Below are 25,622 nucleotides of genomic sequence, written 5' to 3'. Positions count from 1 at the left end.
GGGGACGTACCACCCGAATGGCGACTAGTGTTTTCCCTCTTGGCACTGTCGGGTGGGGCGGGAGAACACAGAGCTGATGAGTCGTCGGTCGGGCGGTTTGATCGGGGACTGGGCCGAGGCCCAGCGCCGGATGCAGCAGACACAGCTGATCCAGCACCGCGAGGCGGAACGCAGGCAGCGGGCGTACGCACGTGAGGCGGCCCGGGGGCAGCGCGAGCAGCAGGCCGCGTACCGTCAGCACCGGGAGGCCGAGGCACGACGGCGTACCGAGCACATCGAGGCCGAGGTCGCCGCCCTGCAGGGACTGCTGGCCTCGGGCTGCCGGACACCCGCGTTCCGCACGGCCGCGCTGGTCAGGTCCGAACGGCTGGAACCCTTCGCCCCGGGGAACCTGGCGCATCCTCTGCCGATGCCGCGCATCGAGCAGTTCCAGCAGCAGAACACCGGCTGGACCCTCGGCTCGAACAGAAGGGCGCAGGCGGAGCGCGACGCGCACGCCCGCTACACCCAGGCCTGGCAGGCGGCCCATACCGCAGAACTGCAGCGGCAGCAGCAACTGGCGGCGTACCGACAGCAATACGACCAGTGGGCGGCGCAGCAGCTCGCCGGGATCCGCGAGCACAACAACGGTCTCGCCGAGCTGGGCAGGGCCCTGCGCGCGGGGGACGCCGATGCCGCCGTGGAGTACTTCTCGGCCGCGCTCTACGCCTCCACCGCCTGGCCCGAAGCGCTGCCCAGGCAGCTGGCCGCCGCCTACGACCGGGGCGGGCGAGAGCTGGTTCTGGACTGGCAGCTTCCGGGATTCCAGGTGGTTCCCGAGGCCAAGTCGGTCCGGTACATGCCGAGCACGGACCAGGACAAGGAGACGGCCCGTCCCGCCACGCAGCGGCGCGCACTGTACCGGGATCTGCTGGCGCAGTGCCTGCTGCTGGTGGTGCGTGAGCTCTACGCGGCGGACGAGTTCGGCGCCCTGGAGTCGGTGGTGGTCAACGGCTTCGTGGACGACCACGATCCGGTGACGGGGCAGGAGGCGCAGATCGTCCTGGGTTCGGTGTCGGCGGCCCGCTCCGCCTTCGCCGGGCTGCGGCTGGAGCAGGTCAGCGCGGTGGACTGCCTGGTGGAGGGGTTGCGCGGGCAGCTGTCGGCGCGCCCCGACCAGCTGACGGCCGTGCGCCCGGGACGCAGGCCCGACGAGGTCGGCGGAGGAGTCGTCAGCCACGGCGGGCACGCGGGCGACGAGGACGAGCCGGACCTCTTCGTGATGGACCCCATTGCCTTCGAGAACCTGGTGGCGGAGCTCTTCCGGGCGATGGGCATGGAAGCGGTGACCACCCAGCGATCCGGGGACGGCGGTGTGGACATCGAGGCGAACGACCCTTCCCCGATCACGGGCGGACGCATCGTGGTGCAGGTCAAGCGCTACCGGAATACCGTGCCGCCCACGGCGGTAAGGGACTTGTACGGCACGGTCCAGGACAAGGGCGCGAACAAGGGGGTGCTGGTCACCACCTCGTCCTTCGGCCCCACGTCGTACACCTTCTCCAACGGCAAGCCGCTGGAGTTGGTTCCCGGGGACAAGCTGGTGGAGCTCCTGCACCAGTACGGGCTGCGCGGGCGCCTCGGCGGCGGTCCGGCGGGGCCGGTCCCGGCGCAGCGTTCTCCCGAGCCCGCCCCGACCGCCGACCACAACGTGCTCGGCATGACCTGGTCCGGCCGGGTCGCACTGGACGTGTGCGCCCTCGTCTGCACGGGCAACCGGGTGCTCAGCGAGGACCACTTCGTGTTCTTCAACAACCCGCGGACCCCCGATGGTTCGGTGCGGGCCCGCGCGCACGCGGCGCCCGACAAGGCGGCGCTGGAGGTCTCCTTCGAGGCTCTGCCGCGCGAGGCCGACCGGCTGGTGCTGGTGGCCGCCGTCGACCCGGAGGCCGATCCGCACGCCGACCTGGCCGGTTTCACCGACGCCCACATCCGGCTGCTGTCCGCGGGCGGCGAGGAACTGGGTCGGCTGGACGTCTCCGACGGGCGCGCCGGCGAGACCGCCCTGGTCCTCGGCTCGTTCCGGCACCGCTCCAACGGCGACTGGGACTTCGTGATCGGCGGCAAGGGCTACCGGGGCGGCCTGGAGGACCTGCTGCGCGAGTACGGCGTCGAGGTCGCCTAGGCCGCCCAGGCCGGTCTCAGCTCCCGTCCCGGTCGGTCACGGAAGCTTCGGGCCCCGGCTCCGCGGGGCGGGCCACGTAGCGCAGTACGCCCCACATGCTCTCGGGGCGCGCCTCGTGCGGGGCCGGTTCGCGGCAGGCCTCCAGCTCGCGCAGCAGGCCCGGCCCGTCGGTGCCCGAGCCGATCAGGACGAGCCGGCTCAGGCGTGCCTCGCCCCGCCCCCAGGGCCTCGGGGCGAAGCGGAGGAAGCGGCCGACCGCGTGGACCTCGTAGCACTCCTGGTGCCCGGGTACGCCGAAGTGGATGAAGCCCTTGATCCGGTAGAGCCCGGCCGGACGCCGGTCGAGGAAGTCGATGAACCGGCGCGGGGACAGGGCCTGTTCGGAGGTGAACTCCGTGCTCTCGTAAGCGGCGTGCGCGTGGCCGCACCGGTCGTGGCCGCGGTCGTCGCCGTCGGCCTCCGCGAGCAGGTCCTCGAAGGAGAGCTGCCCGCGGGTCTCGGTCCAGGGCCTGCGGTCGAAGAGCAGTTCCGGGTCGATCCGCCCGTGGTCGGCGCCGACGACCGGGGTGCCCGGGGCGCAGAGCACGGCGAGCTCCTGCTCGATCCGGGCCCGCTCGGCCGCGTCCACCCGGTCCGTCTTGTTGAGCACCACCAGGTCCGCGACGGCGAGGTGGCGGTCGGTCTCCGGGTGCCTGGCCCGGGTGGCGTCGAATTCGGCGGCGTCGACGACCTCCACCATCCCGCCGTAGCGGATGGCGGGATTCTCGCTGGCCATGAGCATCCGGATCATCTCCTGGGGCTCGGCCAGTCCGCTCGCCTCGATGACGATCACGTCGATCCGGTGGACGGGGGCGGAGAGCTTCTCCAGGTAGGCGTCGAGCTCGCTGCCGTCGACGGCGCAGCACAGGCAGCCGCCGCCGAGGGAGACCATGGAGTCCCCGACCTGTCCGGCCACCGACATCGCGTCGACCTCGATCGATCCGAAGTCGTTGACGACGACCCCGATGCGGGTTCCGCCGCGTCCGGCGAGGAGGTGGTTCAGCACGGTGGTCTTGCCGGATCCGAGGAAACCGGCGAGGACGACGACGGGGATGGGCTGCCTGCTGTTCACCCGGTCGATCGTAGCCAGGCTCCGTCAGTGCAGGGGCGGCACCGGGTGGGGCGGGGTGGGGCCGGTGTACCGGGCGGCCGGGCGGATGATCTTCGAATCGGTGGCCTGTTCGAGGATGTTCGCGCTCCAGCCGACCACGCGGGCCGCGCAGAAGGTCGGGGTGAACATCTCGCGCGGGAGCCCGCAGAGCTCCATGACCACGCCCGCGTAGAACTCCACGTTGGTGTGCAGTTCCCGCCCGGGCTTCAGTTCGGCGAGGATCTCCTCGACCTGCCGCTCGACCTCGACGGCGAAGTCCACGAGGGGGCCGCCGAACTGGAGGGCGATCTCGCGCAGCATGCGGGAACGGGGGTCCTCGGTGCGGTAGACGGGGTGGCCGAAGCCCATGATCCGGTCGCCCGCCAGGACCCGCTCGCGGATCCACGGCCCGATCCGGTCCACGGTCCCGATGGCGTCGAGGGTGTCCAGGGCCCGGCTGGGGGCGCCGCCGTGCAGGGGGCCGGAGAGCGCGCCGATCGCCCCGGTCAGGCACGCGACGACGTCGGCGCCGGTGGATGCGATCACCCGGGCGGTGAACGTCGAGGCGTTGAAGCCGTGGTCGACGGTGGACATCAGGTACCGCTCGACCGCGCGGGCCTTGACCGGGTCGGGTTCCCGGCCGGTGAGCATGTAGAGGTAGTTGGCGGCGTACGGGAGGTCCTCGCGCGGCTCCACCGGCTCCAGGCCCTGCCCCAGCCGGTGCAGGGCGGTGAGCAGGGTCGGTACGGCGGCGCAGGCGGCCAGCGCGTCGGCGGCCCGGCGGCCGGGGTCGAGGTCGTAGACCGGACGGAAGCCGGCGCAGGCGCCGAGCAGCGAGAGCGCGGTGCGCAGCCCGGCCAGGGGGCCGGAGAGCCGGGTGGCCCGGGCCAGGGCCGGCAGTGCGTCCCGTACCTCCTCGGGCAGGCGGCGCAGGGGCGCGATCTCGGCCGCGAAGGCGGCGCGCTCGGCGGCGTCCGCCGGGAGCGTGCCGCGGAACATCAGGTGCCACACGTCCTCGAAGCTGCGGGCGGCGGCGAGCTCGACGGCCGAGTACTGGCGGTAGTGGTAGAAGCCCTCCCGGCCCCGGACGTCACCCAGCCCGGTTTCGGTGACGACGACTCCCGCGAGGCCGCGGGGTACTTCCAAGGTGGTGTTCATGGATCGACCATCCATGATGGATTCAATCGATGTCAATATTGATTGAATCAACATGTCTATCCATCTGTAGGGTGTTCGTCATGAGCGACCAGACGGACAGCGGGCACAGGCTCAGCACCCAGGAGGCGGCCCGCGCACTCGGGGTGAAACCGGCGACGGTGTACGCGTACGTCAGCCGGGGCCAGCTGAGCAGCCGCCGCGATCCCGCCGGGCGGGGCAGCAGCTTCGACGCCGCCGAGGTGGAGGCTCTGGCCCGGCGGAGCCGGCGCGAGGCGGCGGCCCCCACCGGGGAACTCTCCGTCCGTACGGCGCTCACCCTCATCGAGCCCGACCGGTACTACTTCCGCGGCGTGGACGCCGTGGAGCTGGCCTCCCGGTACCGCTACGAGGAGGTCGCCGAGTGGCTCTGGACGGGCACCCTCACGCCCGGGGCCCGGTTCACCGCGCCCCCGCAGACCCTGGAGGCCGCCCGGCGGGCGGTGGCCGCGCTGCCGGAACACGGCGGCCCCATCGACCGGTTGCGGGTGGCGGTCGCCGCCGCCGCGGTGGCGGATCCGCTGCGCTTCGACCTGTCCGAGGCTGCGGTGCTCGGCTCCGCGCGGGCCCTGATCCCCACGCTGGTCGGCGCGCTGCCGATGGTGGGTGCGGCCCGGTGGGCCGGGGACGGCCGCATCGCCCGGCAGTTGTGGCCGCGGCTGACGGCGCGGGAGCCGGACCCCGACGCGCTGGCCGTGCTGGACCTCGCGCTGGCCCTGCTGGTCGACCACGACCTGGCCGCCTCGACCCTGGCCGTACGGGTGGCCGCCTCCGCACGGGCCCATCCGTACGCGGCGGTGTCCGCCGGGCTGGGTGTCCTGGAGGGCCCGCTGCACGGTGCGGCCGGACGGCTCGCACACCGGATGCTGGTGGAGGTGCTGGAACAGGGCGGGGCCGCGCCGGTGGTGGCGGACTACCTGCGGGCGGGACGGCGGGTCCCCGGGCTCGGCCACCGGCTGTACCGGGGCGAGGACCCTCGCGCACGGGTGCTCTTCGCGCGGCTGGAAGGGCTGGAACAGGCCGGTCCGGCGCTGGGCGCGGCGCGCGAGGTGGCCACGGTGATGGCCCGGCAGGGCGGGCTGCACGCCAATGTGGACCTGGCGCTGGCCGTGCTGACGGTGTCGTGCGGAATGCCGGCGGAGGCCGGGGAGACGGTCTTCGCGGTCGCCCGTACGGCGGGCTGGATGGCGCACGCCCTGGAGGAGTACCAGGAACGGCCGCTACGGATGCGGCCGAGCGGGCAGTACCACGGGCCCCGCCCGCCCCGGCCGATGCCGTGACGGGTCCGCGCCGCCCGGGGCCCGGCCCGCGCCTCCGAGGTCCCGGCCCCTGACGTCGGGGCGGCTCCCGACCTCAGGCCGCCCCCCACGGGCTGTGCCACCGCTCGGCGATGTCCGCCGCGCGCGCGAAGTGGCCGGCGGCCTCCCCCTCGCGGCCCAGCAGCACGGCGAGTTCCCCCAGGGTGCGGGCGACCGGGCGGACCGCCACGGTGAACCCGGAGGAGGTCGGCGGGGCGTCGCGGTACGGCAGCAGGGCCGCGTACAGCTCCCCGGCACCCGCCCGCTCCCCGAGCATGACCAGGGTCGTCGCCCGGAAGGTCGCGAAGACCTTGAAGAAGTAGTCCGTCCGCAGGGGTCCCGCCCGGTCGAGGACCTCGCGGGCCTCCCGCTCCTCGCCCGCCGCGGCCAGCGCGACCGCGAGCAGGTCCCCGGCCGGCGGGCCGAAGGCCGCGTACACCTGCCGCAGCCCCGGCAGCGACTGGGCGAGCCGCCCCTGGCTCGCCCGCAGCGTCGCGATCGCGATCGCGAGGATGCCCTCCGCGTGCGGGGAACCCTGCCGGGCCATCCGCGCGGCCGCCTGCCGGTAGAGGTGCTCCGCCTCCTCGAACCGACCCTCCACATGGGCCCAGGTCGCCTCGACCGTCTCGCCGACGGCCACCGGTCCGGGCATCCGGTAGGTCCGCGCGAACCGTGTCCACCGTTCCACGAGCCCACGGGCACCGGCCACATCGCCTTCGGCGGCCAGCGCCGTGGAGCGGACGAACATCCCGTACCACTGGTGCCCCGGCAGTTCGTGCGCGGCACCGATCCGTTCGAGTTCGCCTCCCAGCGCGGCGCGTTCGGGCCATTCCAGGTCGGCGTCGAGTTCCTTGACCAGCGCCGCGAGCGCCCCCGCCCGCAGCGCGGGGTCCCCGGTGCCCTCCGCGAGGACGCGCGCCTCGCGCGCCGCCGCCCGTACGCCCGCCACCTTGGCGTCGGACAGCTCGGCGGCGTACGCCGTCAGCAGCCCGCACCGTACGGCGCCTTCGTGACCGGGCCGGGCCAGCAGGCGCTCCAGCAGCTCCACCACCGGGCCGTCGACCACGCCGTAGGGCCGCGTCTGCCACGGGGTCGGCTCGGTCCATGCCGTGAACGCGGCGATCAGCAGGTCGTCCCGGCCGGAGCCGACCGCGCGGTCGATCGCCGTACGCCGGGTCGTACGGGCCGCCATGACCGCTCCCGCCCGCACCTGGGCCCGCACCAGCCGGCCCAGCAGCTCGGCGCGCTCGGTGTCCCGGTCGCCGCCGGACCCCGCGGGCACCCGCTCGAAGCACTCCACCGCCTCGGTGAGCAGCGTGGCGGCCACGTCATGGGCGAACCGGCTCTCGGCGAGCCGGGCGGCCCGCAGGCAGTACGCGACCGCCTTCGCCGCCGTCGCCGAGGAGGCCGCGCGTACGTGGTGGTGGGCCAGCGCGGAGACGTCGTCCGGGGCGAGCCGCTCCAGGCAGGCCGCGATCCGGCCGTGCATCCGCGAGGCGCGCAGCCGGCTGAGGTCCGCCAGCAGGGTGTCGCGTACCAGCGCGTGGGCGAACCGGACCCGCCCTGGCCCGGGTTCGGCCAGCAGCCCGGCGAGCAGACCGGCCTCCAGCGCACCCAGTACGCCGTCCTCCCCGGTGTCCGCCGCCCCGACCAGCACCTCCACCCCGGACTCCCGGCCGGCCACCGCGGCCAGGCGCAGTACGGCCACCACGGCCTCGGGGAGGCGTCCGAGCCGCCGGCGCAGCACGTCCCGCACGCCCTCGGGCACCTCGGACAGCGCCACGAGCGAGCCCTCGCTGCCCAGCAGCCTGGCGCTCTCCCGGACGTAGAAGGGGTTCCCTCCCGTGCGGTCGGCCAGCGCGGTCACGACCTCCGCGTCGATCTGCGGGCCGCCCACGGCTCGGACCACCTCGGCCACGGCCTCCTCGGTGAGGCCGCGCAGCGCGATCCGGGCCGGTGAACGCCGCGCCAGTCCGGCCAGGGTGTCGTCGAGCCGGCCGTCCGCCTCCTCCGGCCGGTAGGCACCCACGAGGAGCAGCGCGCTGCCCGGGGGGAGATCGGCCGCGCCGGACAGCAGCGCCAGGGTCTCGGCGTCGGCCCAGTGCAGGTCGTCCAGGACGACGGCGACGGGCCGCCCGCGCGCGGCCTCCGCCAGCCACCGGCCGACGGCGCGGTGCAGCCGGAACCGCCCGGCGGCGACGTCCTCGCCGCCGGGCGCGCGGCCGGTGGCGGGAGGTCCGTCGGTCAGCAGGGGCTCCAGCGCGGCGGCCGACTCGGGAGCGGGCGGGGCGGTCGCCGCGACGGCGCGCAGCGCTTCGACCCAGGCCCAGGCGGGTGGCGCGCCCTCGGCGTCGGTGGTGCGCCCGAAGGCGACGAGCCAGCCCTCGGCGCGGAGCCGGTCGCCCAGGGCGCGCAGCAGCGCCGACTTGCCCATCCCGGCCTCGCCGGTGACCAGCGCGACGCCCGGGCCGGCCGCGCGGGCCCGGTGCGCCGCCGCCGTCAGCCGACGCAGTTCCTCCGCGCGCCCCACGAACAGTCCGGACCCGGTGGCGGCCGGCGCCGCGGACACCTCGGGTACGGGCGGCGCATCCGGCACCGGCAGCACCTGCTGCACGTGTTGCACGTGTCGCACGTGTCGCACGTGCTCCGGTGGCCGCGTGGCCTCGCGCAGCACCCGGCGGTCCTGGGCCAGGACCGCCTTCTCCAGCTCGACCAGGGCGGCCCCGGGGTCCAGTCCCACCTCGTCGGCGAGTACCGTCCTGGCCCTGCGGAGCGCCGAGAGCGCGTCGGCCTGCCGGCCCGCCGCCCACAGCGCGAGGGCGTGCAGCCGCCAGGCCTCCTCCCGCAGCGGCTCGTCCCGGGTCAGCATCGCGGCCTCGGCGACCGCCCCGGCGATGTCGCCGCCGCCCCGCAGCCCGGCGGCGATGCCGAGTTCGCGGGCGGCCAGCCGCAGCTCGCCGAGCCGCATGATCTCGGCATGGGTCCACGGCTCGTCCGCCGTGTCCGCGTACGCCGGCCCCTGCCACAGCGCCAGCGCCTCGCGGAGCAGGGCTCCGGCGGTGTCCGGCTCGGCGGGCAGGGCCTCGCGGGCCCGTCCGAGCAGCCGCTCGAAGCGCCAGGCGTCGACGGAGTCCTCGGGAAGCCGCAACGCGTACCCGGGCGGGGCGCTCACCAGCAGCCGGGCGGGGGTGCGCGGGGCCCGGCCCGGTTCGAGGAGGCGGCGCAGGTTGGAGACGTAGGCCTGGAGCGAGGCGACGGCCCGGGCGGGCGGCGCCCCCTGCCAGAGCTCCTCGATCATCCGGTCGACGGACACGACCCGGCCGCGCGCCGATACGAGCAGGGCCAGCACGGAGCGCTGGCGGTGGCCGCCGAGCGGAATCGCCTCGCCGTCCCGCTCTGCCACGAAGGAGCCGAGTACGCGTATGTGGACCATGACGCCACCAACGTACGCCGCCTCGGCCAACTCCGGCCCGCCCTGGACCGGATGAGGTCACGGAACCTTCCAAGTGCCTTCCAAGAACCCTCCATGTACCGGCGCCGAGTCTCTTCCCATGAAGACGACGCAGCAACGAGCGGCACGGGCGCCGCGACCGCACCGGAGCACGGCACGGCCGAACACCCACGAGATGGTGGTCATCCACCGGGGCCTGCGCCGCGAGGCGCGCCTGCTGGTCGAGCTGATCGCCTCGGTGGCCCCCGGCGACACGGCCCGGGCACAGCTCCTCGGGGACCACTTCCGTGACTACCGGCTCGGTCTGACGGGCCACCACCACGGCGAGGACGCGTACCTGTGGCCGCCGCTGATGGCCCGGGTCGACCTCGAAGCGGATCTCGTCCTGCGCATGGGCCCAGCACGAGCGGGTGGCCGCGAGTCTCGCGGCCGCCGGGGAGGCGCTGCCCGCCTGGGAGGGCGGGGCCGGGGAGGCGGAGCGCGACGCTCTCGTGTCGGTTCTCGCGGAGCACCGGACCGTGCTCCTGGAGCACCTGGCCGACGAGGAGGAATCGTTGCTGCCGCTCGCCGCCCGCCACCTGTCCGCGCACGAGTGGGACCGGCTGGGCGAACACTTCCTGACCAGCACGCCCAAGCCGAAGCTGCTGTTCTTCCTCGGGATGGTCCTGGAGGACGCCGACCGGGCAGAGCGCGCGGCGATGCTCGCCGCGCTGCCCCTCGCCGGGCGCCTGCTGTGGCACACCGTCGGGCGTCCCGCCTACGTCCGCCGGACGCGCGCCGTCCGCCGCGCCCGCGCTGCGCGCTGATCCCCCGCACGTCCGCCGGCCCTCCCATCCGCTTTCAGGAGACCTCCCATGTCCCTCAAGCACCTCACCACCGCCCTGGCCGCCATCGGCGCCGCGTTCATCGTGTACGTCGGGCTCAGCTACCTGCTCGCGCCGCAGGCCACCGCCGCCGGCTTCGGTCTGCCGACCTGGCCGCGGCACGACGGCGCCGGTTTCCTCGCCGTCAAGGGCGTCCGCGATATCGCGACCGGGCTGGTCATCTTCGCCCTCCTGCTCGCACGGCAGCGCCGGGCGCTCGGCTGGGCGATGGCGGCGATCGCCTTCGTCCCCGCCGGCGACATGGTGATCGTCCTCGCGGGCGGCGGTCCGGCGGCTCAGGCCTACGGGGTCCACGGGGTCACCGCCCTGGCCGTCGCCCTGACCGCGGGGCTCCTGCTGCGCGAGCGTCCGGCCCCTCCCGTCAGCGCCGCCGCACCGGCCCGGGCGTGAGCACCGGACCCGCCCGCCCGCACCGGCTTCCGGCCCTCACCTCCCACCTCTCCCATCTCCCAGGAGACGACGACATGTCCCTGATCGTGCCTTCCTTCGACGAATCGGTGATCGTGCGCTCGGCCGAGGCCGAGACGCTCGGCGCCGCCCCGACCACCATCCGGCTGCTCGCCGACGGCGGTTCCACCGGCGGCGCCCTGTCGACCCAGCGGGTGAGCCTGCTGGACGGCGCCAATGGCGCCGCGCCCCATCGCCACTCCCGGTCCGCCGAGCTCTTCTACCTGCTCGACGGCACCGCGCAGCTCCTGTCGGGCGACCAGGTGGTGACCGCGGAACGCGGCGACCTCGTCATCGTGCCGCCCGGCCTCGACCACGCGTTCGCCGCCGCGCCCGGCGAGAACGCCGACATCCTCATCGTGATCACGCCGGGCATCGAGCGGTTCGAGTACTTCCGCCACCTGGAACGGATCGCCTACGGAAAGGTGCCGCCGGATTCCCTCCTGGAGGTCCAGGAGCTCTACGACACCTACTTCACCCGCAGTGAGGTGTGGAACACGGTCCGGGCATGACGGGAGTGGGGTACCCGACAAGCCGGGCGAAAGCATTCCGCTTGCGCCGGTGCCGACCTACCGTTGCTGCCCATGCGGTTCCCCCTCACGAGCTCTCGGCGCCTCGGGCTGCCCAGACGGGCCGTCTCCCAGATCCTGCTGACCCAGCTGGCCATCGCCGCCGGGGTCGCGGTACTGGCGACCGGCCTGTTCCTGGCTCCGCTGAGCGCCCAGCTCGACGACCAGGCCATGCGGCGCGCCCTGGCCATAGCGCAGAGCGCCGCGGCCGACCCCGCGCTGGCCGCCGGGGTCCTGAGCTCCGGGCCCTCGGCCGACGGCCCCGTACAGTCCTCGGCCGAGCGGATCCGCCGCGCCACCGGAGCCGAGTACGTGGTCGTGCTCGACCTGGACGGCATCCGCCGCTCGCACCCGAGCGCCGACCGGATCGGGCTGCCCGTCTCCACCGACCCGAGCGACGCCCTGGCGGGACGCGAGGTCATGGAGATCGACGAGGGCACCCTGGGCCGCTCCGCCCGGGGCAAGGTCCCGCTCCTCGCGGCCGACGGCGAGATCGTCGGCGCCGTCTCGGTCGGCATCGCCTATGACAGCGTCCGCGACCGGCTGCTCGGCGCGATCCCCGGTCTGCTCGCCTACGCGGGCGGCGCCCTGGCCGCGGGCGCCCTCGCCGCCTACCTGCTCTCCCGCCGCATCCAGCGGCAGACCCGCGACCTGGCCTTCTCCGACATCGCCGGCCTGCTCGCCGAACGCGAGGCCATGCTGCATTCCATCCGCGAGGGCGTGATCGCCCTGGCCCCCGACGGCCGGATCCGGCTGGTCAACGACGAGGCCGCCCGTCTGCTGGGCCTCGCCCCGGACGGCGCCGACGGCTGTGCGGGACGCCCGCTGGAGGACGTACTGGGCGCGGGCCGCACCGCGGACGTCCTGTCGGGCCGTGTCGTCGGCCGGGACCTGCTCACGGTCCAGGGCCCCCGGGTGCTGGTGGCCAACCGCATGCCCACCGAGGACGGCGGCGCCGTCGCCACCCTGCGCGACCGCACCGAACTGGAGCACCTGGGCCGCGAGCTCGACTCCACCCGGGGCCTGATCGAGGCCCTGCGCGCCCAGGACCACGAGCACGCCAACCGCCTCCACACCCTCCTCGGCCTGCTGGAGCTGGGCCTGCACGAGGAGGCCGTGGAGTTCGTGACCGAGGTCGCCGGCGTGCACCGCACGACGGCCGAACAGGTCACCGAGAAGGTCCACGATCCGCTTCTGGCCTCCCTGCTGGTGGGCAAGGCGGCCGTCGCCGCCGAGCGCGGCGTTCCCCTGCGGCTGGCCGGCTCCACCCTGCTGCCCGACCGCCTTGTGGACCCGGGCGGCCTCGTCACGATCCTCGGCAACCTCGTGGACAACGCCCTGGACGCCGCAGCGGGTTCGGCGGCGCCCCTGGTCGAGGTGGAGCTGCGCGCGGAGGGCCGTACCGCCGTGCTGCGGGTGCGCGACAGCGGCCCCGGGGTGCCTGCCGCGCGCCGCGAGGAGATCTTCACAGAGGGCTGGTCGACCAAGCAGCCCAAGGCCCACCGCGAGCGCGGGCTGGGTCTCGCCCTCGTACGCCGCCTCGCGGAGCGGCAGGGCGGCAGCGCCCGGGCCGGTGAAGCAGCGGACGGAGGGGCGGAATTCTCCGTCGTACTCCCGGAGGCCCTGCGGTGAACGAGACCCCGATCCACGTATTGGTCGTCGACGACGACATGCGTGTTGCCCGGATCAACGCGGCGTACGTCGCAAAGGTTCCCGGATTCCTGGTGACGGCACAGGCACATTCGGCCGCCGAAGCCCTGGAGTTGCTCACCTCACATCCGGTGGACCTCGTCCTCCTGGACCACTACCTCCCCGACGAGAACGGCCTGGACCTCGTCCGGCGGCTGCGCCAGCTCGGCCACCGCACCGATGTGATCATGGTCACCGCGGCCCGCGACCTCGCCACCGTGCAGGCCGCCATGCGCCTCGGCGCCCTGCAGTACCTGGTCAAACCCTTCACCTTCGCCGGACTGCGCAGCCGGCTGGAGGCGTACGGGGCCCTGCGCCGCACCCTGGACACGGGCGGTGAGGCCGAACAGGCCGAGGTGGACCGGATCTTCGGCGCCCTCGCCGCCGCGGGATCCCCGAACGAGCTCCCCAAAGGCCACTCCGCCAGCACCGCGGAGCTCGTCCGCCAGGTGCTGCGGTCCGCCGAAGGCCCCTTGTCCACCCAGCAGATCGCCGACCGTGCGGGCATCAGCCGGCAGACCGCCCAGCGCTACGTCAAGCTCCTCGAACGCACCGCCCGGGTCAGCCTCGCCCTGCGCTACGGCGAGACCGGCCGCCCGGAACACCGCTACACCTGGCTCCCGTCGGAGGGGCCTGCCTGACAGCGACGGCCGACCGCCCGGCCTCCTGCCCGACCGGCCGCTCCACCCCTCAGACCGCTCCGGCTCCGGTCAGGGAACGGACCTCCGTCTCCGCGTGCTTCGCCTCGTCCGCCTCCTCGCCCGAGGTGACCGTGCCCAGCCAGCCCGCCAGGAAGCCCAACGGGATCGAGACGATCCCCGGGTTCTGGAGGGGGAAGTACTGGAAGTCCACACCGGGGAAGAGGGAATCGGCGCTGCCCGACACCACCGGCGACACCAGCACCAGCAGCACCGCCGGAATCAGACCGCCGTACACCGACCAGACGGCTCCGCGCGTGGTGAAGCCGCGCCAGAAGAGCGAGTACAGCAGCACCGGCAGATTGGCCGAAGCCGCCACCGCGAAGGCCAGCCCCACCAGGAACGCCACGTTGAGGTCCTGGGCGAGCAGCCCGAGGGCGATCGCGACCGCCCCGATGCCGACGGCCGCGCCCCGGGCCACCGCGACCTCGCTGCGCTGGCGGGCGTGCCGGCGCTTGAGGGACGCGTACAGGTCGTGCGCCACGGAGGCCGAGGAGGCCAGGGTGATACCGGCGACCACGGCCAGGATGGTGGCGAAGGCGATGGCGGCGACGAAGGCGAACAGCACCGCGCCCCCGGTGGAGTCGGCGCCCCCGCCGAGGAAGGCCGCGAGCAGCGGAACGGCCGTGTTCCCGGAGGCGTTGGAGGCCCGTACCTCGTCCGGCCCCACCAGCGCGGCCGCCCCGAAGCCGAGCACGATGGTCATCAGGTAGAACCCGCCGATGAGCGCGATCGCCCACACCACCGAACGGCGCGCCGACCGCGCGGTGGGCACGGTGTAGAACCGCGACAGGATGTGCGGCAGCCCGGCGGTCCCGAGGACCAGCGCGAGACCGAGGCTCATGAAGTCGATGCGGGCGGTCCAGTCCCCGCCGTACTTGAGGCCGGGGCCCAGGAACGCCCGGCCGTGCCCGCTGCGGTCGGCGGCGCTGGTGAGCAACTGGTCGAAGTTCCCGTGGAAGCGCAGCAGCACGAGCACGGTCAGGGTGACCGCGCCGCCCATCAGCAGTACGGCCTTCACGATCTGGATCCAGGTGGTGGCCCGCATCCCGCCGAAGGACACGTAGACCACCATCAGCGCGCCCACCCCCACCACGGTGAGGGTCCGGGCGACGGCGCCCGAATTCCCCAGCAGCAGGCCGACCAGACTGCCCGCTCCGACCATCTGCGCAATGAGGTAGAGGACGGAGACGACGACCGAGGAGATGCCGGCGGCGATCCGCACCGGACGTTCGCTCATCCGGGCGGCGATCACGTCGGCGAGGGTGAAGCGCCCGCAGTTGCGGACCAGTTCGGCGACGAGGAACAGCACCACGAGCCACGCCACCAGGAAGCCCACCGAGTACAGCAGCCCGTCGTAGCCGAAGAGGGCGATCAGGCCGGAGATCCCGAGGAACGAGGCCGCGGACATGTAGTCGCCGGCGATGGCGAAGCCGTTCTCCATCGGGGAGAACAAGCGCCCGCCCGCGTAGAACTCCTCGGCCGAACCGTGCCGGTTCCGGCTGACCCAGGTGGTGATGCCGAGGGTCACGGCGATGAAGAGGCTGAACAGGATCAGCGCGAGGGTCTGGTGCTCGGTGGTCACCGGCCGGCCCTCCTCGCCCGCGTCCGCTCCTGACCGCGTTCCTGCTCGAAGACGGTCCAGCGCAGATCGAGCGCTGCCCGGTCCCGGCGCAGCCGCGCGTGCCGGGCGTAGGCCCAGGTCAGCAGGAAGGTGCTGAGGAACTGTCCGAGCCCCGCCAGCATGGCCACGTTGACCGCGCCCACCACGGGCCGGGCCATCAGGCCGGGCGCGGCGGTGGCGGCGACCACGTAGGCGACGTACCAGAGGAAGAACCCGGCGGTGGCGGGGACGACGAACCTGCGGTAGCGGCTGCGCACCTCCTGGAAGGCGGCGCTGCGCTGCACTTCGAGGTAGATGTCGGATGCGCCGGGCGCGGGGTGTCCGCCACCGGGGGCCGGGACCGGCTGGGACGTTTCCTCACCCTCGCCCCACCCGACGGCCAGTGCGTCGTACCAGGGGTCGTCCAGCCGGATCGTTCCGGTATCACGACCTTCGTGCTTGTCCACCGAACTCTCCTTGTCCGCCGCCGCAGTGGCCGCGTGCCCACAAGGATGTGCGGAATGGGGCTTTCCGGACTGGTGTACCGGCGCTCTTCACTCCAACAGGTGATGGAGCGAAGAGCGCCGGTGTGCCGTGGCGCGTTCGGTGAGGGTCTCCGCCGGGGTCGGCGGCCCCTGGATCAGGCGTCGATGCGCGAGCGGTCCAGGGTCGCCGCGGAGCTCGTGATGAACTCCTTGCGGGGGGCCACCTCGTTGCCCATGAGCAGGTCGAAGACCTGCTCGGCCGAGTCCAGGTCGCCGATGTTGATCCGGCGCAGGGTGCGGTGACGGGGGTCCATGGTGGTCTCCGCCAGCTGGTCCGCGTCCATCTCGCCGAGACCCTTGTAGCGCTGGATCGAGTCCTTGTACCGGATGTTCTTGCGCTGGTACTCCAGCAGGGTCTGGCGCAGCTCGTTGTCCGAGTACGTGTAGACGTACTTGTCCTGGCCCTTCTTCGGCTGGACCAGTTCGATCCGGTGCAGCGGCGGCACGGCCGCGAAGACCCGCCCGGCCTCGACCATCGGGCGCATGTACCGCTGGAAGAGCGTGAGCAGCAGGCAGCGGATGTGTGCGCCGTCGACGTCGGCGTCCACGAGCAGCACGATCTTGCCGTACCGGGCGGCGTCGATGTCGAAGGTCCGGCCCGAGCCGGCTCCTATGACCTGGATGATCGCCCCGCACTCGGCGTTCTTGAGCATGTCCGAGATCGAGGACTTCTGGACGTTGAGGATCTTGCCGCGGATGGGCAGGAGCGCCTGGAACTCCGAGTTGCGGGCGAGCTTCGCGGTGCCGAGGGCGGAGTCGCCCTCGACGATGAAGAGCTCGCTGCGGTCCACGTCGTCGCTGCGGCAGTCGGCCAGCTTGGCGGGGAGCGAGGAGGTCTCCAGCGCGGTCTTGCGACGCTGCGCCTCCTTGTGCTGACGGGCCGCGATCCGGGTCCGGGCCGCCGCGACGATCTTCTCCATCACGGCGCGGGCCTGCTGCTTGTCGTCGCGCTTGGTGGAGGTCAGGAAGGCCTTGAGCTCCTTGGCGACCACGGCGGCGACGATCCGGGTCGCCGCGGAGGTGCCGAGCACCTCCTTGGTCTGGCCCTCGAACTGCGGCTCTGCGAGGCGGACGGTGACGACGGCCGTCATGCCCTCCATCGCGTCGTCCTTGACCACGTCGTCCTCGGCGACGCGCAGCAGCTTGGCGGAGCGCAGCACCTCGTTGACGGTCTTGGTCACGGAGCGTTCGAATCCGGTGACGTGCGTGCCGCCCTTGGGGGTGGCGATGATGTTCACGAAGGACTTGACGCCCGTCTCGTACCCCGTGCCCCAGCGCAGGGCGATGTCCACGCCGAGCTCGCGGGTGACCTCGGTGGGGGTCATGTGACCGCGGTCGTCGAGGACCGGGACGGTCTCCTTGAAGGTGCCCGAACCGGTCAGCCGCAGCACGTCGCAGACGGCCTTGTCCTGGGCGAGGTACTCGCAGAACTCGCTGATGCCGCCGTCGAAGCGGAAGGTCTCCTCGGTCTTGCCGGCCCCGTCGATGCCGCGCTCGTCCCGGACGACCAGGGTCAGGCCGGGGACGAGGAAGGCGGTCTGGCGGGCGCGCTGGTAGAGCGTCTCCAGGTTGAGCCGGGCGTCCTTGAGGAAGATCTGGCGGTCGGCCCAGTAGCGGATCCGGGTGCCGGTCTTCCCCTTCGCGATCCGCTTGGCCTTGCGCAGGCCGTTGGCGGGGTCGAAGGGGCTGTCGGGGCCCTGCTCGGTGAACATTCCCGGGACGCCGCGCCGGAAGCTGATGGCGTGGGTCGCGCTGTTGCGGTCGACCTCGACGTCGAGGCGGGCGGAGAGGGCGTTGACGACGGAGGCGCCGACGCCGTGCAGGCCGCCGGAGGCCGCGTAGGAGCCGCCGCCGAACTTGCCGCCGGCGTGCAGCTTGGTCATGACGACCTCGACGCCGGACAGGCCGGTCTTGGGCTCGACGTCCACGGGGATGCCGCGGCCGTTGTCCCGGACCTCGACGGAGGCGTCCTCGTGGAGGATCACCTCGATGTGGTCGCAGTAGCCGCCCAGGGCCTCGTCGACGGAATTGTCGATGATCTCCCACAGGCAGTGCATGAGGCCCCGGCTGTCGGTGGAGCCGATATACATGCCGGGGCGCTTGCGGACGGCCTCCAGCCCTTCGAGGACGAGCAGGTGCCGCGCGGTGTAGTTGGAACCGTCCCGGTCTGCTCCGGACAGCAGCGCGCTGGAAGGCACGGACGTGTCGGCGGTCACGCAGTTCGCTCCTCGCTGAATTTCTTTTCTGGCCCGGTCGGGCGCAGGGGTGGCTCGGGTGCCGCTCGAAGGGTACCGAGGCCAGGTAGAGCCGATGCAACGCCACCCTCGCGCATTCCTCACCCTAGTCCAGATCCGCACGGGTGTTCGATCCCCCGCGCGGGTGAAGGAAACATCACGTTCCCTTCCGCGCATGAACCATTTAGGGTTCGGGCACGTCCTCATGAACAACCTGGCACTCACGCCGGGGGAGGATGGAACTGCAACAAGCGCACGAGTGACAACGCGAAACCGTAAAGCAACGCAATACGGCTCCTTCGCCGCCAACCGGCAACAGCCGGCCAGCTTCGGAAGGAAGTTTCGAGGAAAAGCCGCGAGCGGGAACGTTTTCGGCCTGGTTGGATGTTGACCCTGGTACGACAGCTCGTCGAGCTAGAGAAGAGGCGACGTGACTACTGTTCTGACACCCGCGACCCCGCTGACGGCCGCTGACCGATGCGACCGTTGCGGCGCCCAGGCATATCTGCGCGTCGTCCTGCTGAGCGGCGGTGAACTGCTCTTCTGCGCCCACCACGGGCGCAAGTTCGAGCCGGAACTCAAGAAGATCGCCGCGGAAATACAGGATGAGACCGAGCGGCTCACGTCCGCTCCGGCTGCCCATGCCGAACCCGAGGACCGCTGACACAGGCCTGCACCTCGCATCCGACGAGCCAGGACCGGCCAGGCCGGTCGACGGGCGGCACCCCTGAGACCCAGGGGTGCCGCCCGTCCTCACGTCCACGACCCCGCGGCTAGGGCGCGCGATGCCCCTGTACGGGCCCTGCGTGCGGCCGTGGGGCCCCGTGGGCACCCCACCCGACGTCCTGGACCTCCCCGGGCTGCGCACCCGTCTCCGGGGCCAGCACGAAGTCGACCAACGGGGCGACGCGCGTGTAGACCCCCGGACTGTCGGCGCGCCCGCAGCCCCGGCCCCACGAGACCAGCCCGATGAGCCGCCCCTGCGCCACCAGCGGTCCGCCGCTGTCCCCCTGGCAGGCGTCCTTGCCGCCGCCGCTGTCCCCCGCGCACACCATGGACTGCGCGCGGTACTGCCCGTCCGCGTCCCCGGGGTAGGCGCGCTCGCAGACCTCGTCCGCCAGCACCGTCACGCCGGCGGCGCGCAGCCCGTACGCGTAGTCACCGAAGCCGCTCGTGTCACCCCAGCCGTAGACCGCCGCCCCGGTCCCGGCCGCGTAGGCGGGATGCCCCGCCGCCGCCATCGGCAGCACGAAGTGGGCCGGTACCGACTCGGCCAGCTCCAGAACCGCGAGGTCCCCGGCATTGCTCGTCGGGTCGTAGGCCGGATTCACCCTCGCCCCGCGCACGGCGATCTCCCGGCCCTCGGCCGCCCGGAGCTCGGTGCGCCCGGCGATCACCCGGAAGTCGGCCACGGATTCGACCGGGCCGCCCAGCACCTGGCTGCCCAGGCAGTGCGCCGCGGTCAGCACCCTGGTCGGGGACACGACCACGCCTCCGCAGAACTGCCCGCCCCGCGTACCCCCGAACCGGTCACGGCTGGCGAGGGCGACGACCCAGGGGCTGTCGGCCACCTTCACCGGCTTCCCGCCGATCACCACACTGTCCGCGACCGCCTGCGGCACCTGGGCGAACGGCGCCGCGGCCGCTCCCGCCGCCAGGGTCAGCACTCCCGCCAGAGCACGGGAAAAGGGACGACGCATGAGGCCTCCTGACTCCGAGTGTGCATGACTCCACCCAGAGTGGGTCGCCCGGTGGCCGAGCGCACCCGCGCGGCCACCGTCGCCCTGTCGTCCCCATCGGCTTCCGACGGCTCCCGGCGCCGCCGGAAGCCGCCCGGTCAGTCCAGGTAGTCGCGCAGCACCTGCGAGCGGGACGGGTGCCGGAGCTTCGACATCGTCTTCGACTCGATCTGGCGGATCCGCTCACGCGTGACCCCGTAGACCTTGCCGATCTCGTCGAGGGTCTTGGGCTGGCCGTCCGTGAGGCCGAAGCGCATCGAGACCACGCCGGCCTCGCGCTCGCTCAGGGTGTCGAGCACCGAGTGCAGCTGCTCCTGCAGCAGCGTGAAGCTCACGGCATCGGCGGGGACGACCGCCTCGGAGTCCTCGATGAGGTCACCGAACTCGCTGTCGCCGTCCTCGCCGAGCGGCGTGTGCAGGGAGATCGGCTCACGGCCGTACTTCTGGACCTCGATGACCTTCTCGGGGGTCATGTCGAGTTCCTTGGCCAGCTCCTCCGGGGTGGGCTCGCGGCCCAGGTCCTGGAGCATCTGGCGCTGCACGCGGGCGAGCTTGTTGATGACCTCGACCATGTGCACCGGGATGCGGATGGTGCGGGCCTGGTCGGCCATGGCGCGCGTGATCGCCTGCCGGATCCACCAGGTCGCATAGGTGGAGAACTTGTAGCCCTTGGTGTAGTCGAACTTCTCGACCGCGCGGATCAGACCCAGGTTGCCCTCCTGGATCAGGTCCAGGAAGAGCATGCCGCGGCCGGTGTAGCGCTTGGCGAGGGAGACCACGAGGCGGAGGTTGGCCTCCAGCAGGTGGTTCTTCGCCCGGCGGCCGTCCTCGGCGATGATCTCCAGCTCGCGCTTGAGCTTGGGTGCCAGCTTGTCGGAGTTCGCGAGCTTGTCCTCGGCGAACAGACCCGCCTCGATGCGCTTGGCGAGCTCGACCTCCTGCTCGGCGTTGAGGAGGGGGACCTTGCCGATCTGCTTGAGGTAGTCCTTGACCGGGTCGGCGGTGGCGCCGGCGACCACGACCTGCTGGGCGGGTGCGTCGTCCTCGTCGTCGGAGATGACGAAGCCCTTGTTCTCCCCGCCCTCCTCCTCTTCCTCGGCCTCGGCCTTGACGGCGTCGGGACCCTCGTCCGCGCTCTCGTCCTCGCCCGCCTCGTCCGCGTCCTTCTTGGCGGCGGTCTTCTTCGCCACCGTCTTCTTGGCGGCCGTCTTCCTGGCGGGCGCGGCCTTCTTGGCCGCCGTCTTCTTCGCCGCCGTCTTCTTGGCGGCGGGCTCCGTTCCGGGCTCTCCCGCGAGCGCGTCCACGATCTCCGGGTCCGTCGTCCCGGCCGCCGGGGCCGCGGTGGCCGCGGGCTGCGCTGCCGTCGTCCTGGCCGCCGTCTTCTTGACGGTCTCGGTGGCCGTCCGCTTGGCCGGGCTCTTGGCTGCGACGCTCTTGCGGGTGGTGCGCTTGGGCGACTCCGCGGCACTGACCATCAGCGTCACACCCTCTTCCTCGAGGATCTGGTTGAGGCTGCGCAGAACATTCTTCCACTGGGTCGCAGGAATCTGGTCAGCCTCGAAGGCCCGACGCACGTCATCGCCGGCGATCTGCCCCTCGGCCTTGCCCCGCTCGATGAGCGCCATCACAGACTCGGAATCGGCGATCTCCGGCGGGAGCGTACGGGATGTGCTGGCCGACACGAACAACCTCTCGGAACGATGGGAACGGCTTCCGACCCCGGCCTGGTGGTGCTGGACCGGAGCCGACGACCACCGACCGGGGATGGGCCGGCGGCGCGGGCAGGGGCCGGGGAGCTGCACAGCACCCCCCAAGGGCTGCTGTCTTCCCTCCGTCGGCCATCACCTCTTACGTCATCGCGTGACCTCGCAGAGCGTTACGCCCAATCTTCGTGGCCCGAGTCACACCCCGTACGCACGAGTGCCGCTCCTGTGGTCATACCCGGTGCTCCACGCACACCGAACCACCGCGAAAGGGATTTCACGCCGGTGTCGCCGGACCCGACCGGGCCCGGCGACACGTTCCGCACCCCCGCGCCCCCGCGCGTCCGCCCGTCAGTGCTCGCGCGGGGCGGGAACCACGCGCTCGACCTCCGGATGAACCGTCAGGAGCTGGCGCATGGCGTTCTCGGCGCCCGCCGCGTCACCCGCGGCGAGGGCCTCGACCATCCGTGCGTGGTGCGCGACGCAGGTCTCGCTCGGGCGGTCGCAGGCGGTGACCGGGCTGCCGGAGACCTGGAGGGCGGCGGAGACGATGCCGGAGAGGTGCTCCAGCATGCGGTTCCCGGCGACCTGGATCAGGAGCGCGTGGAATTCGTTGTCGGCGCGCGCGAAGGTGATCGCGTCGCCCTGTCCGAGGGCGTGGCCCATGATCTCGACCATGTCCGAGAGGCGCTGCTGGATGTCCGGGCGGCCGTGGCCGGCGGCGAGGCGGGCGGCGAGCGGCTCGATGGTCCAGCGGAGCTCACCGAGCTCGCGGCGCTGGTCGTCGCGCTGCGGGCCGAAGGCGCGCCATTCGATGATGTCGGGGTCGAGCAGGTTCCAGTCGGCGACGGGACGGACCCGGGTGCCGACGTTGGGGCGGGCGCTGACGAGGCCCTTGGCCTCCAGGACCCGCAGCGATTCGCGGACGACCGTGCGGGAGACCTCGAAACGCTGACCGATCTCCTCGGGGACCAGCGGGCGGTCCGCACCGAGGTCGCCGGAGACGATCATCTGGCCGAGCTGCTGGACGAGTTGGCCGTGCAGTCCGCGTCCGCGGCTGCCTGCCGCTCGGCGGCCCACGCGGCTCAACTCGACGTCGGCACCGTCCCAATGGGGCGCTCCGACGCGGTCGGAGCCGGGGGTCTCCGCGTAGGGGTAGCGGTCGAGTTCGCCCGAGCCGGCGAGGCCGGAGTCGGCATGGCGGGCGGCGGTCATCATGGTGTGCGCAAGGGTACTCACGAATCCTTTGTCGGCCGTGCCTCCACGACCCTTGAGGTCTTTGGTGAAAAGCACACGAAAGGGTGATCGGTGCCACCTACGCAATTGACGACTTATCGTAAAGAATCCGACGTTTTGCGGGGAGTTGCGGTCCGCTTGACGTGACACGGACCGCAACGGTCCCGTCCGCGACTCCTCCCGTACCGGAACGATCACCAACGGACCCGGCTGCGCAGTCCGGTGAACCCATAGGCGCACAACAGGACCATCAGCGACAACACCAGTGCGGTACCGACGGGTTGGGCCATCACTCGGAGGGCCCCCACCAGCAGGCGGTCGACCTCCGGCGGCCACTGCCCCCAGGTCAGGCCGCGCAGCCGGGACGCGAGCCCGGCCGACGGGTACGCGGACGAACCTTCCAGCGCCTTGCGCACCAGCGGAACCACCATCACCGGTACGGCGAGCACGGCGGCCAGTCCCGCGGTGGCGGACCGGAAGACGCCGGAGGCCAGAACCCCGGCCCAGGCACAGCCGATGAGCAGCCCGGCCCAACTCACGGCCGGGGAGAGCCACTCCACCGGGGTGCGCAGCGGGCCGCTGTCGAAGACCAGCGCGAGGGCGGCGGCGTCGGCGGCCACCGCCAGGGCGCCCAGCAGCAGCGCGAGGGCGGCGCAGGTGCCCAGCTTGGCGGTGAGCAGCCCCATCCGGCGGGGCACGGTGCCCCGGTCGGCGGCGAGTGCGGGGTAGCGGTACTCCTCGCCGAAGGCCAGGGCGCCGAGCAGGCCCGCGCCCAGGGCGGCGGGCGGCAGCGGCAGCAGTTCGGGCCAGGCGGCGAGCAGCCGGTTCTGCGGGGTCTGCCCGACCCGGGCCAGCACCAGGGCGGTGAGGACGGAGACGGCGACGACGAGGGCGGCGGTGAGGACCGGGGTGGCGGTCCCGAAGACCCGCAGCAGCTCGTAGCGCAGGGGACGCAGCGGGCCGCCCACGCGGCGCACGGCCGAGGCCGGGCGCCCGGGGCGGACCTGCCGGGGGTGTTCGCCGGAGACCTCGTGGGCGGCCTCGCCGGCGGTCGCGGCGCGGGCCTCACCGGGCTCCGGAGGCGTTCCGGCCGCGGCGCGCGCGGCCGGTACGGGCGCCGTCGGCCCGCCGGCGTCGCCCGTCTCGTCGGCGAGCTGGTGGACCAGCACGCCGTGCCGGAACGCCGCCTCGCCGACCTCGGCGCAGTTGCTGCCGTACACCGACAGGCGGCTGCCGCTCTCGGCGACGATCTCCACCGAGCGCCGGGCGGCCCGGGCCTCCCGGCCCAGCACGTCGGCCAGCCGGGCCGCGTGCGGGGTGCGCACGGCGACCCGCGGCCGCAGCCTGGTCCGGGCGAAATCGGCCGCGTCCTGGTCGGCGACGAGTCGGCCCGCCTCGATGCTGACGACACGGTCGGCGCTGCGGGCGGCCTCCTTGGCGTCGTCGGTGGTGAAGAGCACCGCGCCGCCCAGGGAGGCGTGGCCGCGCAGCAGTCCGTGCAGCCAGCCGCGTTCGCGGGGGGAGAGTCCGGCGCCGGGCTCGTCGAGCAGCAGGGTGCACGGATCGCCGAGCAGGGCCGAGGCCAGTGCGACCCGGCGTTCCATGCCGAGCGACAGCGAGCCGAGCCGTTCGTCCCGCAGTCCCGCGATGCCGACGACCTCCAGCATGGTGTCGGCCCGGGAGGCCGGCACCCCGGCCGCGGCGCAGAGCATCCGCAGCTGGTTGCGGACGGTCCGTGCGGGGTTGCCGGGAACGTCGCCGAGGAGCACTCCGACCTCACGGCCGGGGTGCGGGATCCGGTGCAGCGCGCGGCCGCGGAAGTAGGTGACGCCACGGCCCGGTTCGAGTTCGAGCATGAGCCGCAGTGCGGTGGTCTTGCCCGATCCCGGCTCGCCGAGCAGGGCGGTCACATGCCCCGGGCGGGCCTCGAAGGTGAGGTCGTCCACGAGGGGCGGGGCGTCTGGGCGGGGTTTGCTGGTGAGTCCGATGGCCTGGAGCATCGCTTCTCTCGCGGGGGGTGAGACCGCTCAGCGGCAGGGTGGGTACCGCAAGCAAGATAACGCGATATGTCCGATATTCAGCGCAACCGGTCCGATGGAATGCCGATACGGCCGCCGGGCCCCGCACGCACGGCGGGTCCTCCGCATCCGGTACCGGGATCGGGCACGGCGGTCCCGCCACTGCCCACGGCGCCTCGTGGGCCGCGGTGTCAGACTTCCGGACGCAGCATCGGCGGGTTGAGGAGAGTGGCTCCGCCCGCGCGGAACAGCTGGGCCGGACGCCCGCCCTGACGGGTCGTCGTACCTCCGGCCGGCACCAGGAATCCGGGAGTGCCGGTGACCTTGCGGTGGAAGTTGCGCGGGTCGAGGGACACACCCCAGACCGCCTCGTAGACCCGGCGCAGCTCGCCGACCGTGAACTCCGGCGGGCAGAAGGCGGTGGCCAGCGAGGAGTACTCGATCTTCGAGCGGGCCCGCTCCACACCGTCGGCGAGGATCCGGGCGTGGTCGAAGGCGAGCCCGGTGGAGGCCTCGTCGGTGTCGGCGAGCACCTCGTCGACCGGGGCCCAGCGGGCGCTGTTGGCGTCTCCCCCGGCACGCGGCGCAGGGAGGTCCGGAGCCAGCACCAGGTGCGCCACGCTGACGACGCGCATCCGCGGATCCCGCTTCGGATCACCGTAGGTGGCCAGCTGTTCCAGGTGCGCCCCGTTGCCCGCGCCGGGCAGGGCGGGGTCGTGCGCGCACAGACCGGTCTCCTCGGAGAGCTCCCTGGCGGCGGCCCCCGCCAGGTCCTCGTCCCCGCGGACGAATCCTCCGGGCAGCGCCCAGCTCCCCTGGAACGGCTGCTCACCTCTGCGGACGACCAGCGCGCAGAGCGCGTGGCGCCGCACGGTGAGCACGACCAGGTCGACGGTGACGGCGAAGGGCGGATAGGCCGACGGGTCGTAGGGCGACATGCCGCGATCATAGTCGTCTGCCTGACGATAAACAGCGCTTTGGTGACCTTGAAGACGGTGCACCGAGGACCGGAGGCCTCCGA

The 25,622-nt window shown here is 73.0% G+C and carries 19 protein-coding genes; 8 read left to right on the top strand and 11 right to left on the bottom strand.

Features of this window, described 5'->3' with window-relative positions:
- Positions 1 to 76: 76 nt before the first annotated feature.
- Positions 77 to 2,164 (top strand): restriction endonuclease, encoded by a 2,088-nt coding sequence (locus ACXNSR_RS28710; RefSeq protein ID WP_458638256.1) that lies wholly within the window; start codon positions 77 to 79, stop codon positions 2,162 to 2,164.
- Positions 2,165 to 2,180: 16 nt separating this feature from the next.
- Here the strand turns inward: ACXNSR_RS28710 and ACXNSR_RS28705 are convergent, their stop codons facing one another.
- Together ACXNSR_RS28705 and ACXNSR_RS28700 are read right to left on the bottom strand one after the other, a co-directional pair.
- Positions 2,181 to 3,275, bottom strand: a complete 1,095-nt coding sequence (locus ACXNSR_RS28705; protein ID WP_458638255.1) for a CobW family GTP-binding protein — start codon at positions 3,273 to 3,275, stop codon at positions 2,181 to 2,183.
- Positions 3,276 to 3,299: 24 nt separating this feature from the next.
- Positions 3,300 to 4,466 carry a citrate synthase gene (locus ACXNSR_RS28700; RefSeq protein WP_458638254.1) on the bottom strand — a complete coding sequence of 389 codons (1,167 nt, stop codon included), beginning with the start codon at positions 4,464 to 4,466 and terminating at the stop codon, positions 3,300 to 3,302.
- Positions 4,467 to 4,531: 65 nt separating this feature from the next.
- On the opposite strand from ACXNSR_RS28700, the gene ACXNSR_RS28695 reads away from it, so the two are divergent.
- Entirely contained in the window at positions 4,532 to 5,767 is a 1,236-nt protein-coding gene (locus ACXNSR_RS28695) for a citrate synthase (protein WP_458638253.1), read from the top strand.
- Between the two features lie 73 nt (positions 5,768 to 5,840).
- Here ACXNSR_RS28695 and ACXNSR_RS28690 read toward each other — a convergent pair whose 3' ends face one another.
- Positions 5,841 to 9,218 carry a BTAD domain-containing putative transcriptional regulator gene (locus tag ACXNSR_RS28690; RefSeq protein ID WP_458638252.1) on the bottom strand — a complete coding sequence of 1,126 codons (3,378 nt, stop codon included), beginning with the start codon at positions 9,216 to 9,218 and terminating at the stop codon, positions 5,841 to 5,843.
- A gap of 428 nt (positions 9,219 to 9,646) precedes the next feature.
- Here ACXNSR_RS28690 and ACXNSR_RS28685 point away from each other — a divergent pair, with 428 nt between their 5' ends.
- From ACXNSR_RS28685 to ACXNSR_RS28665, 5 genes are all read left to right on the top strand, one after another.
- Positions 9,647 to 10,042, top strand: coding sequence for a hypothetical protein (locus ACXNSR_RS28685; protein ID WP_458638251.1), 396 nt, complete (start codon positions 9,647 to 9,649; stop codon positions 10,040 to 10,042).
- Positions 10,043 to 10,090: 48 nt separating this feature from the next.
- A complete protein-coding gene (locus ACXNSR_RS28680) occupies positions 10,091 to 10,510 on the top strand; it encodes a DUF4267 domain-containing protein (protein WP_458638250.1) in 420 nt (139 codons plus the stop codon).
- Between the two features lie 74 nt (positions 10,511 to 10,584).
- On the top strand, positions 10,585 to 11,079 hold the full coding sequence (locus ACXNSR_RS28675; protein ID WP_458638249.1) for a cupin domain-containing protein: 495 nt from the start codon (positions 10,585 to 10,587) through the stop codon (positions 11,077 to 11,079).
- 72 nt (positions 11,080 to 11,151) lie between these two features.
- The gene (locus tag ACXNSR_RS28670; RefSeq protein ID WP_458638248.1) at positions 11,152 to 12,768 is read left to right on the top strand and encodes a sensor histidine kinase; all 1,617 of its coding nucleotides are present in this window, start codon (positions 11,152 to 11,154) and stop codon (positions 12,766 to 12,768) included.
- A 38-nt stretch (positions 12,769 to 12,806) separates the two neighbouring features.
- Positions 12,807 to 13,466 (top strand): response regulator, encoded by a 660-nt coding sequence (locus ACXNSR_RS28665; protein ID WP_455680291.1) that lies wholly within the window; start codon positions 12,807 to 12,809, stop codon positions 13,464 to 13,466.
- A gap of 49 nt (positions 13,467 to 13,515) precedes the next feature.
- On the opposite strand, the gene ACXNSR_RS28660 is transcribed toward ACXNSR_RS28665, so the two are convergent.
- The 3 genes from ACXNSR_RS28660 to ACXNSR_RS28650 all read right to left on the bottom strand — a co-directional run bounded on the left by ACXNSR_RS28660 (position 13,516) and on the right by ACXNSR_RS28650 (position 17,887).
- Positions 13,516 to 15,108 carry a solute symporter family protein gene (locus ACXNSR_RS28660; RefSeq protein ID WP_458638247.1) on the bottom strand — a complete coding sequence of 531 codons (1,593 nt, stop codon included), beginning with the start codon at positions 15,106 to 15,108 and terminating at the stop codon, positions 13,516 to 13,518.
- Positions 15,105 to 15,593 carry a DUF485 domain-containing protein gene (locus tag ACXNSR_RS28655; protein WP_458638246.1) on the bottom strand — a complete coding sequence of 163 codons (489 nt, stop codon included), beginning with the start codon at positions 15,591 to 15,593 and terminating at the stop codon, positions 15,105 to 15,107. The genes ACXNSR_RS28660 and ACXNSR_RS28655 overlap by 4 nt, the downstream gene beginning before the upstream one ends.
- A gap of 173 nt (positions 15,594 to 15,766) precedes the next feature.
- Entirely contained in the window at positions 15,767 to 17,887 is a 2,121-nt protein-coding gene (locus tag ACXNSR_RS28650; protein ID WP_458638245.1) for a DNA gyrase/topoisomerase IV subunit B, read from the bottom strand.
- 448 nt (positions 17,888 to 18,335) lie between these two features.
- Between ACXNSR_RS28650 and ACXNSR_RS28645 the strand changes: the two genes are divergently transcribed.
- Positions 18,336 to 18,569 (top strand): DUF7455 domain-containing protein, encoded by a 234-nt coding sequence (locus ACXNSR_RS28645; RefSeq protein WP_030028922.1) that lies wholly within the window; start codon positions 18,336 to 18,338, stop codon positions 18,567 to 18,569.
- Between the two features lie 109 nt (positions 18,570 to 18,678).
- Here the strand turns inward: ACXNSR_RS28645 and ACXNSR_RS28640 are convergent, their stop codons facing one another.
- The 5 genes from ACXNSR_RS28640 to ACXNSR_RS28620 all read right to left on the bottom strand — a co-directional run bounded on the left by ACXNSR_RS28640 (position 18,679) and on the right by ACXNSR_RS28620 (position 25,539).
- On the bottom strand, positions 18,679 to 19,605 hold the full coding sequence (locus tag ACXNSR_RS28640) for a serine protease (protein WP_458638244.1): 927 nt from the start codon (positions 19,603 to 19,605) through the stop codon (positions 18,679 to 18,681).
- 137 nt (positions 19,606 to 19,742) lie between these two features.
- On the bottom strand, positions 19,743 to 21,326 hold the full coding sequence (locus ACXNSR_RS28635; RefSeq protein ID WP_458638243.1) for an RNA polymerase sigma factor: 1,584 nt from the start codon (positions 21,324 to 21,326) through the stop codon (positions 19,743 to 19,745).
- Between the two features lie 372 nt (positions 21,327 to 21,698).
- Positions 21,699 to 22,586 (bottom strand): FadR/GntR family transcriptional regulator, encoded by an 888-nt coding sequence (locus tag ACXNSR_RS28630; RefSeq protein WP_458638242.1) that lies wholly within the window; start codon positions 22,584 to 22,586, stop codon positions 21,699 to 21,701.
- Positions 22,587 to 22,777: 191 nt separating this feature from the next.
- A complete protein-coding gene (locus tag ACXNSR_RS28625) occupies positions 22,778 to 24,583 on the bottom strand; it encodes an ATP-binding cassette domain-containing protein (RefSeq protein ID WP_458638241.1) in 1,806 nt (601 codons plus the stop codon).
- Positions 24,584 to 24,792: 209 nt separating this feature from the next.
- Positions 24,793 to 25,539 (bottom strand): NUDIX hydrolase, encoded by a 747-nt coding sequence (locus tag ACXNSR_RS28620; protein ID WP_327382894.1) that lies wholly within the window; start codon positions 25,537 to 25,539, stop codon positions 24,793 to 24,795.
- Positions 25,540 to 25,622: the final 83 nt, after the last annotated feature.

This window comes from Streptomyces sp. NC-S4 (genome assembly GCF_054353315.1).
The sequence above is the reverse complement of the archived record's forward strand: the minus strand, read 5'-3'. Positions and strand labels throughout refer to the sequence as shown.

Excerpts from the sequence above, each read along its gene's own strand:
- ACXNSR_RS28710 (WP_458638256.1), top strand. The coding sequence starts at position 77 with ATGAGTCGTCGGTCGGGCGGTTTGATCGGGGACTGGGCCGAGGCCCAG.
- ACXNSR_RS28700 (WP_458638254.1), bottom strand. The coding sequence starts at position 4,466 with ATGGATGGTCGATCCATGAACACCACCTTGGAAGTACCCCGCGGCCTC.
- ACXNSR_RS28695 (WP_458638253.1), top strand. The coding sequence starts at position 4,532 with ATGAGCGACCAGACGGACAGCGGGCACAGGCTCAGCACCCAGGAGGCG.
- ACXNSR_RS28690 (WP_458638252.1), bottom strand. The coding sequence starts at position 9,218 with ATGGTCCACATACGCGTACTCGGCTCCTTCGTGGCAGAGCGGGACGGC.
- ACXNSR_RS28680 (WP_458638250.1), top strand. The coding sequence starts at position 10,091 with ATGTCCCTCAAGCACCTCACCACCGCCCTGGCCGCCATCGGCGCCGCG.
- ACXNSR_RS28675 (WP_458638249.1), top strand. The coding sequence starts at position 10,585 with ATGTCCCTGATCGTGCCTTCCTTCGACGAATCGGTGATCGTGCGCTCG.
- ACXNSR_RS28670 (WP_458638248.1), top strand. The coding sequence starts at position 11,152 with ATGCGGTTCCCCCTCACGAGCTCTCGGCGCCTCGGGCTGCCCAGACGG.
- ACXNSR_RS28665 (WP_455680291.1), top strand. The coding sequence starts at position 12,807 with ATGCGTGTTGCCCGGATCAACGCGGCGTACGTCGCAAAGGTTCCCGGA.
- ACXNSR_RS28640 (WP_458638244.1), bottom strand. The coding sequence starts at position 19,605 with ATGCGTCGTCCCTTTTCCCGTGCTCTGGCGGGAGTGCTGACCCTGGCG.
- ACXNSR_RS28625 (WP_458638241.1), bottom strand. The coding sequence starts at position 24,583 with ATGCTCCAGGCCATCGGACTCACCAGCAAACCCCGCCCAGACGCCCCG.
- ACXNSR_RS28620 (WP_327382894.1), bottom strand. The coding sequence starts at position 25,539 with ATGTCGCCCTACGACCCGTCGGCCTATCCGCCCTTCGCCGTCACCGTC.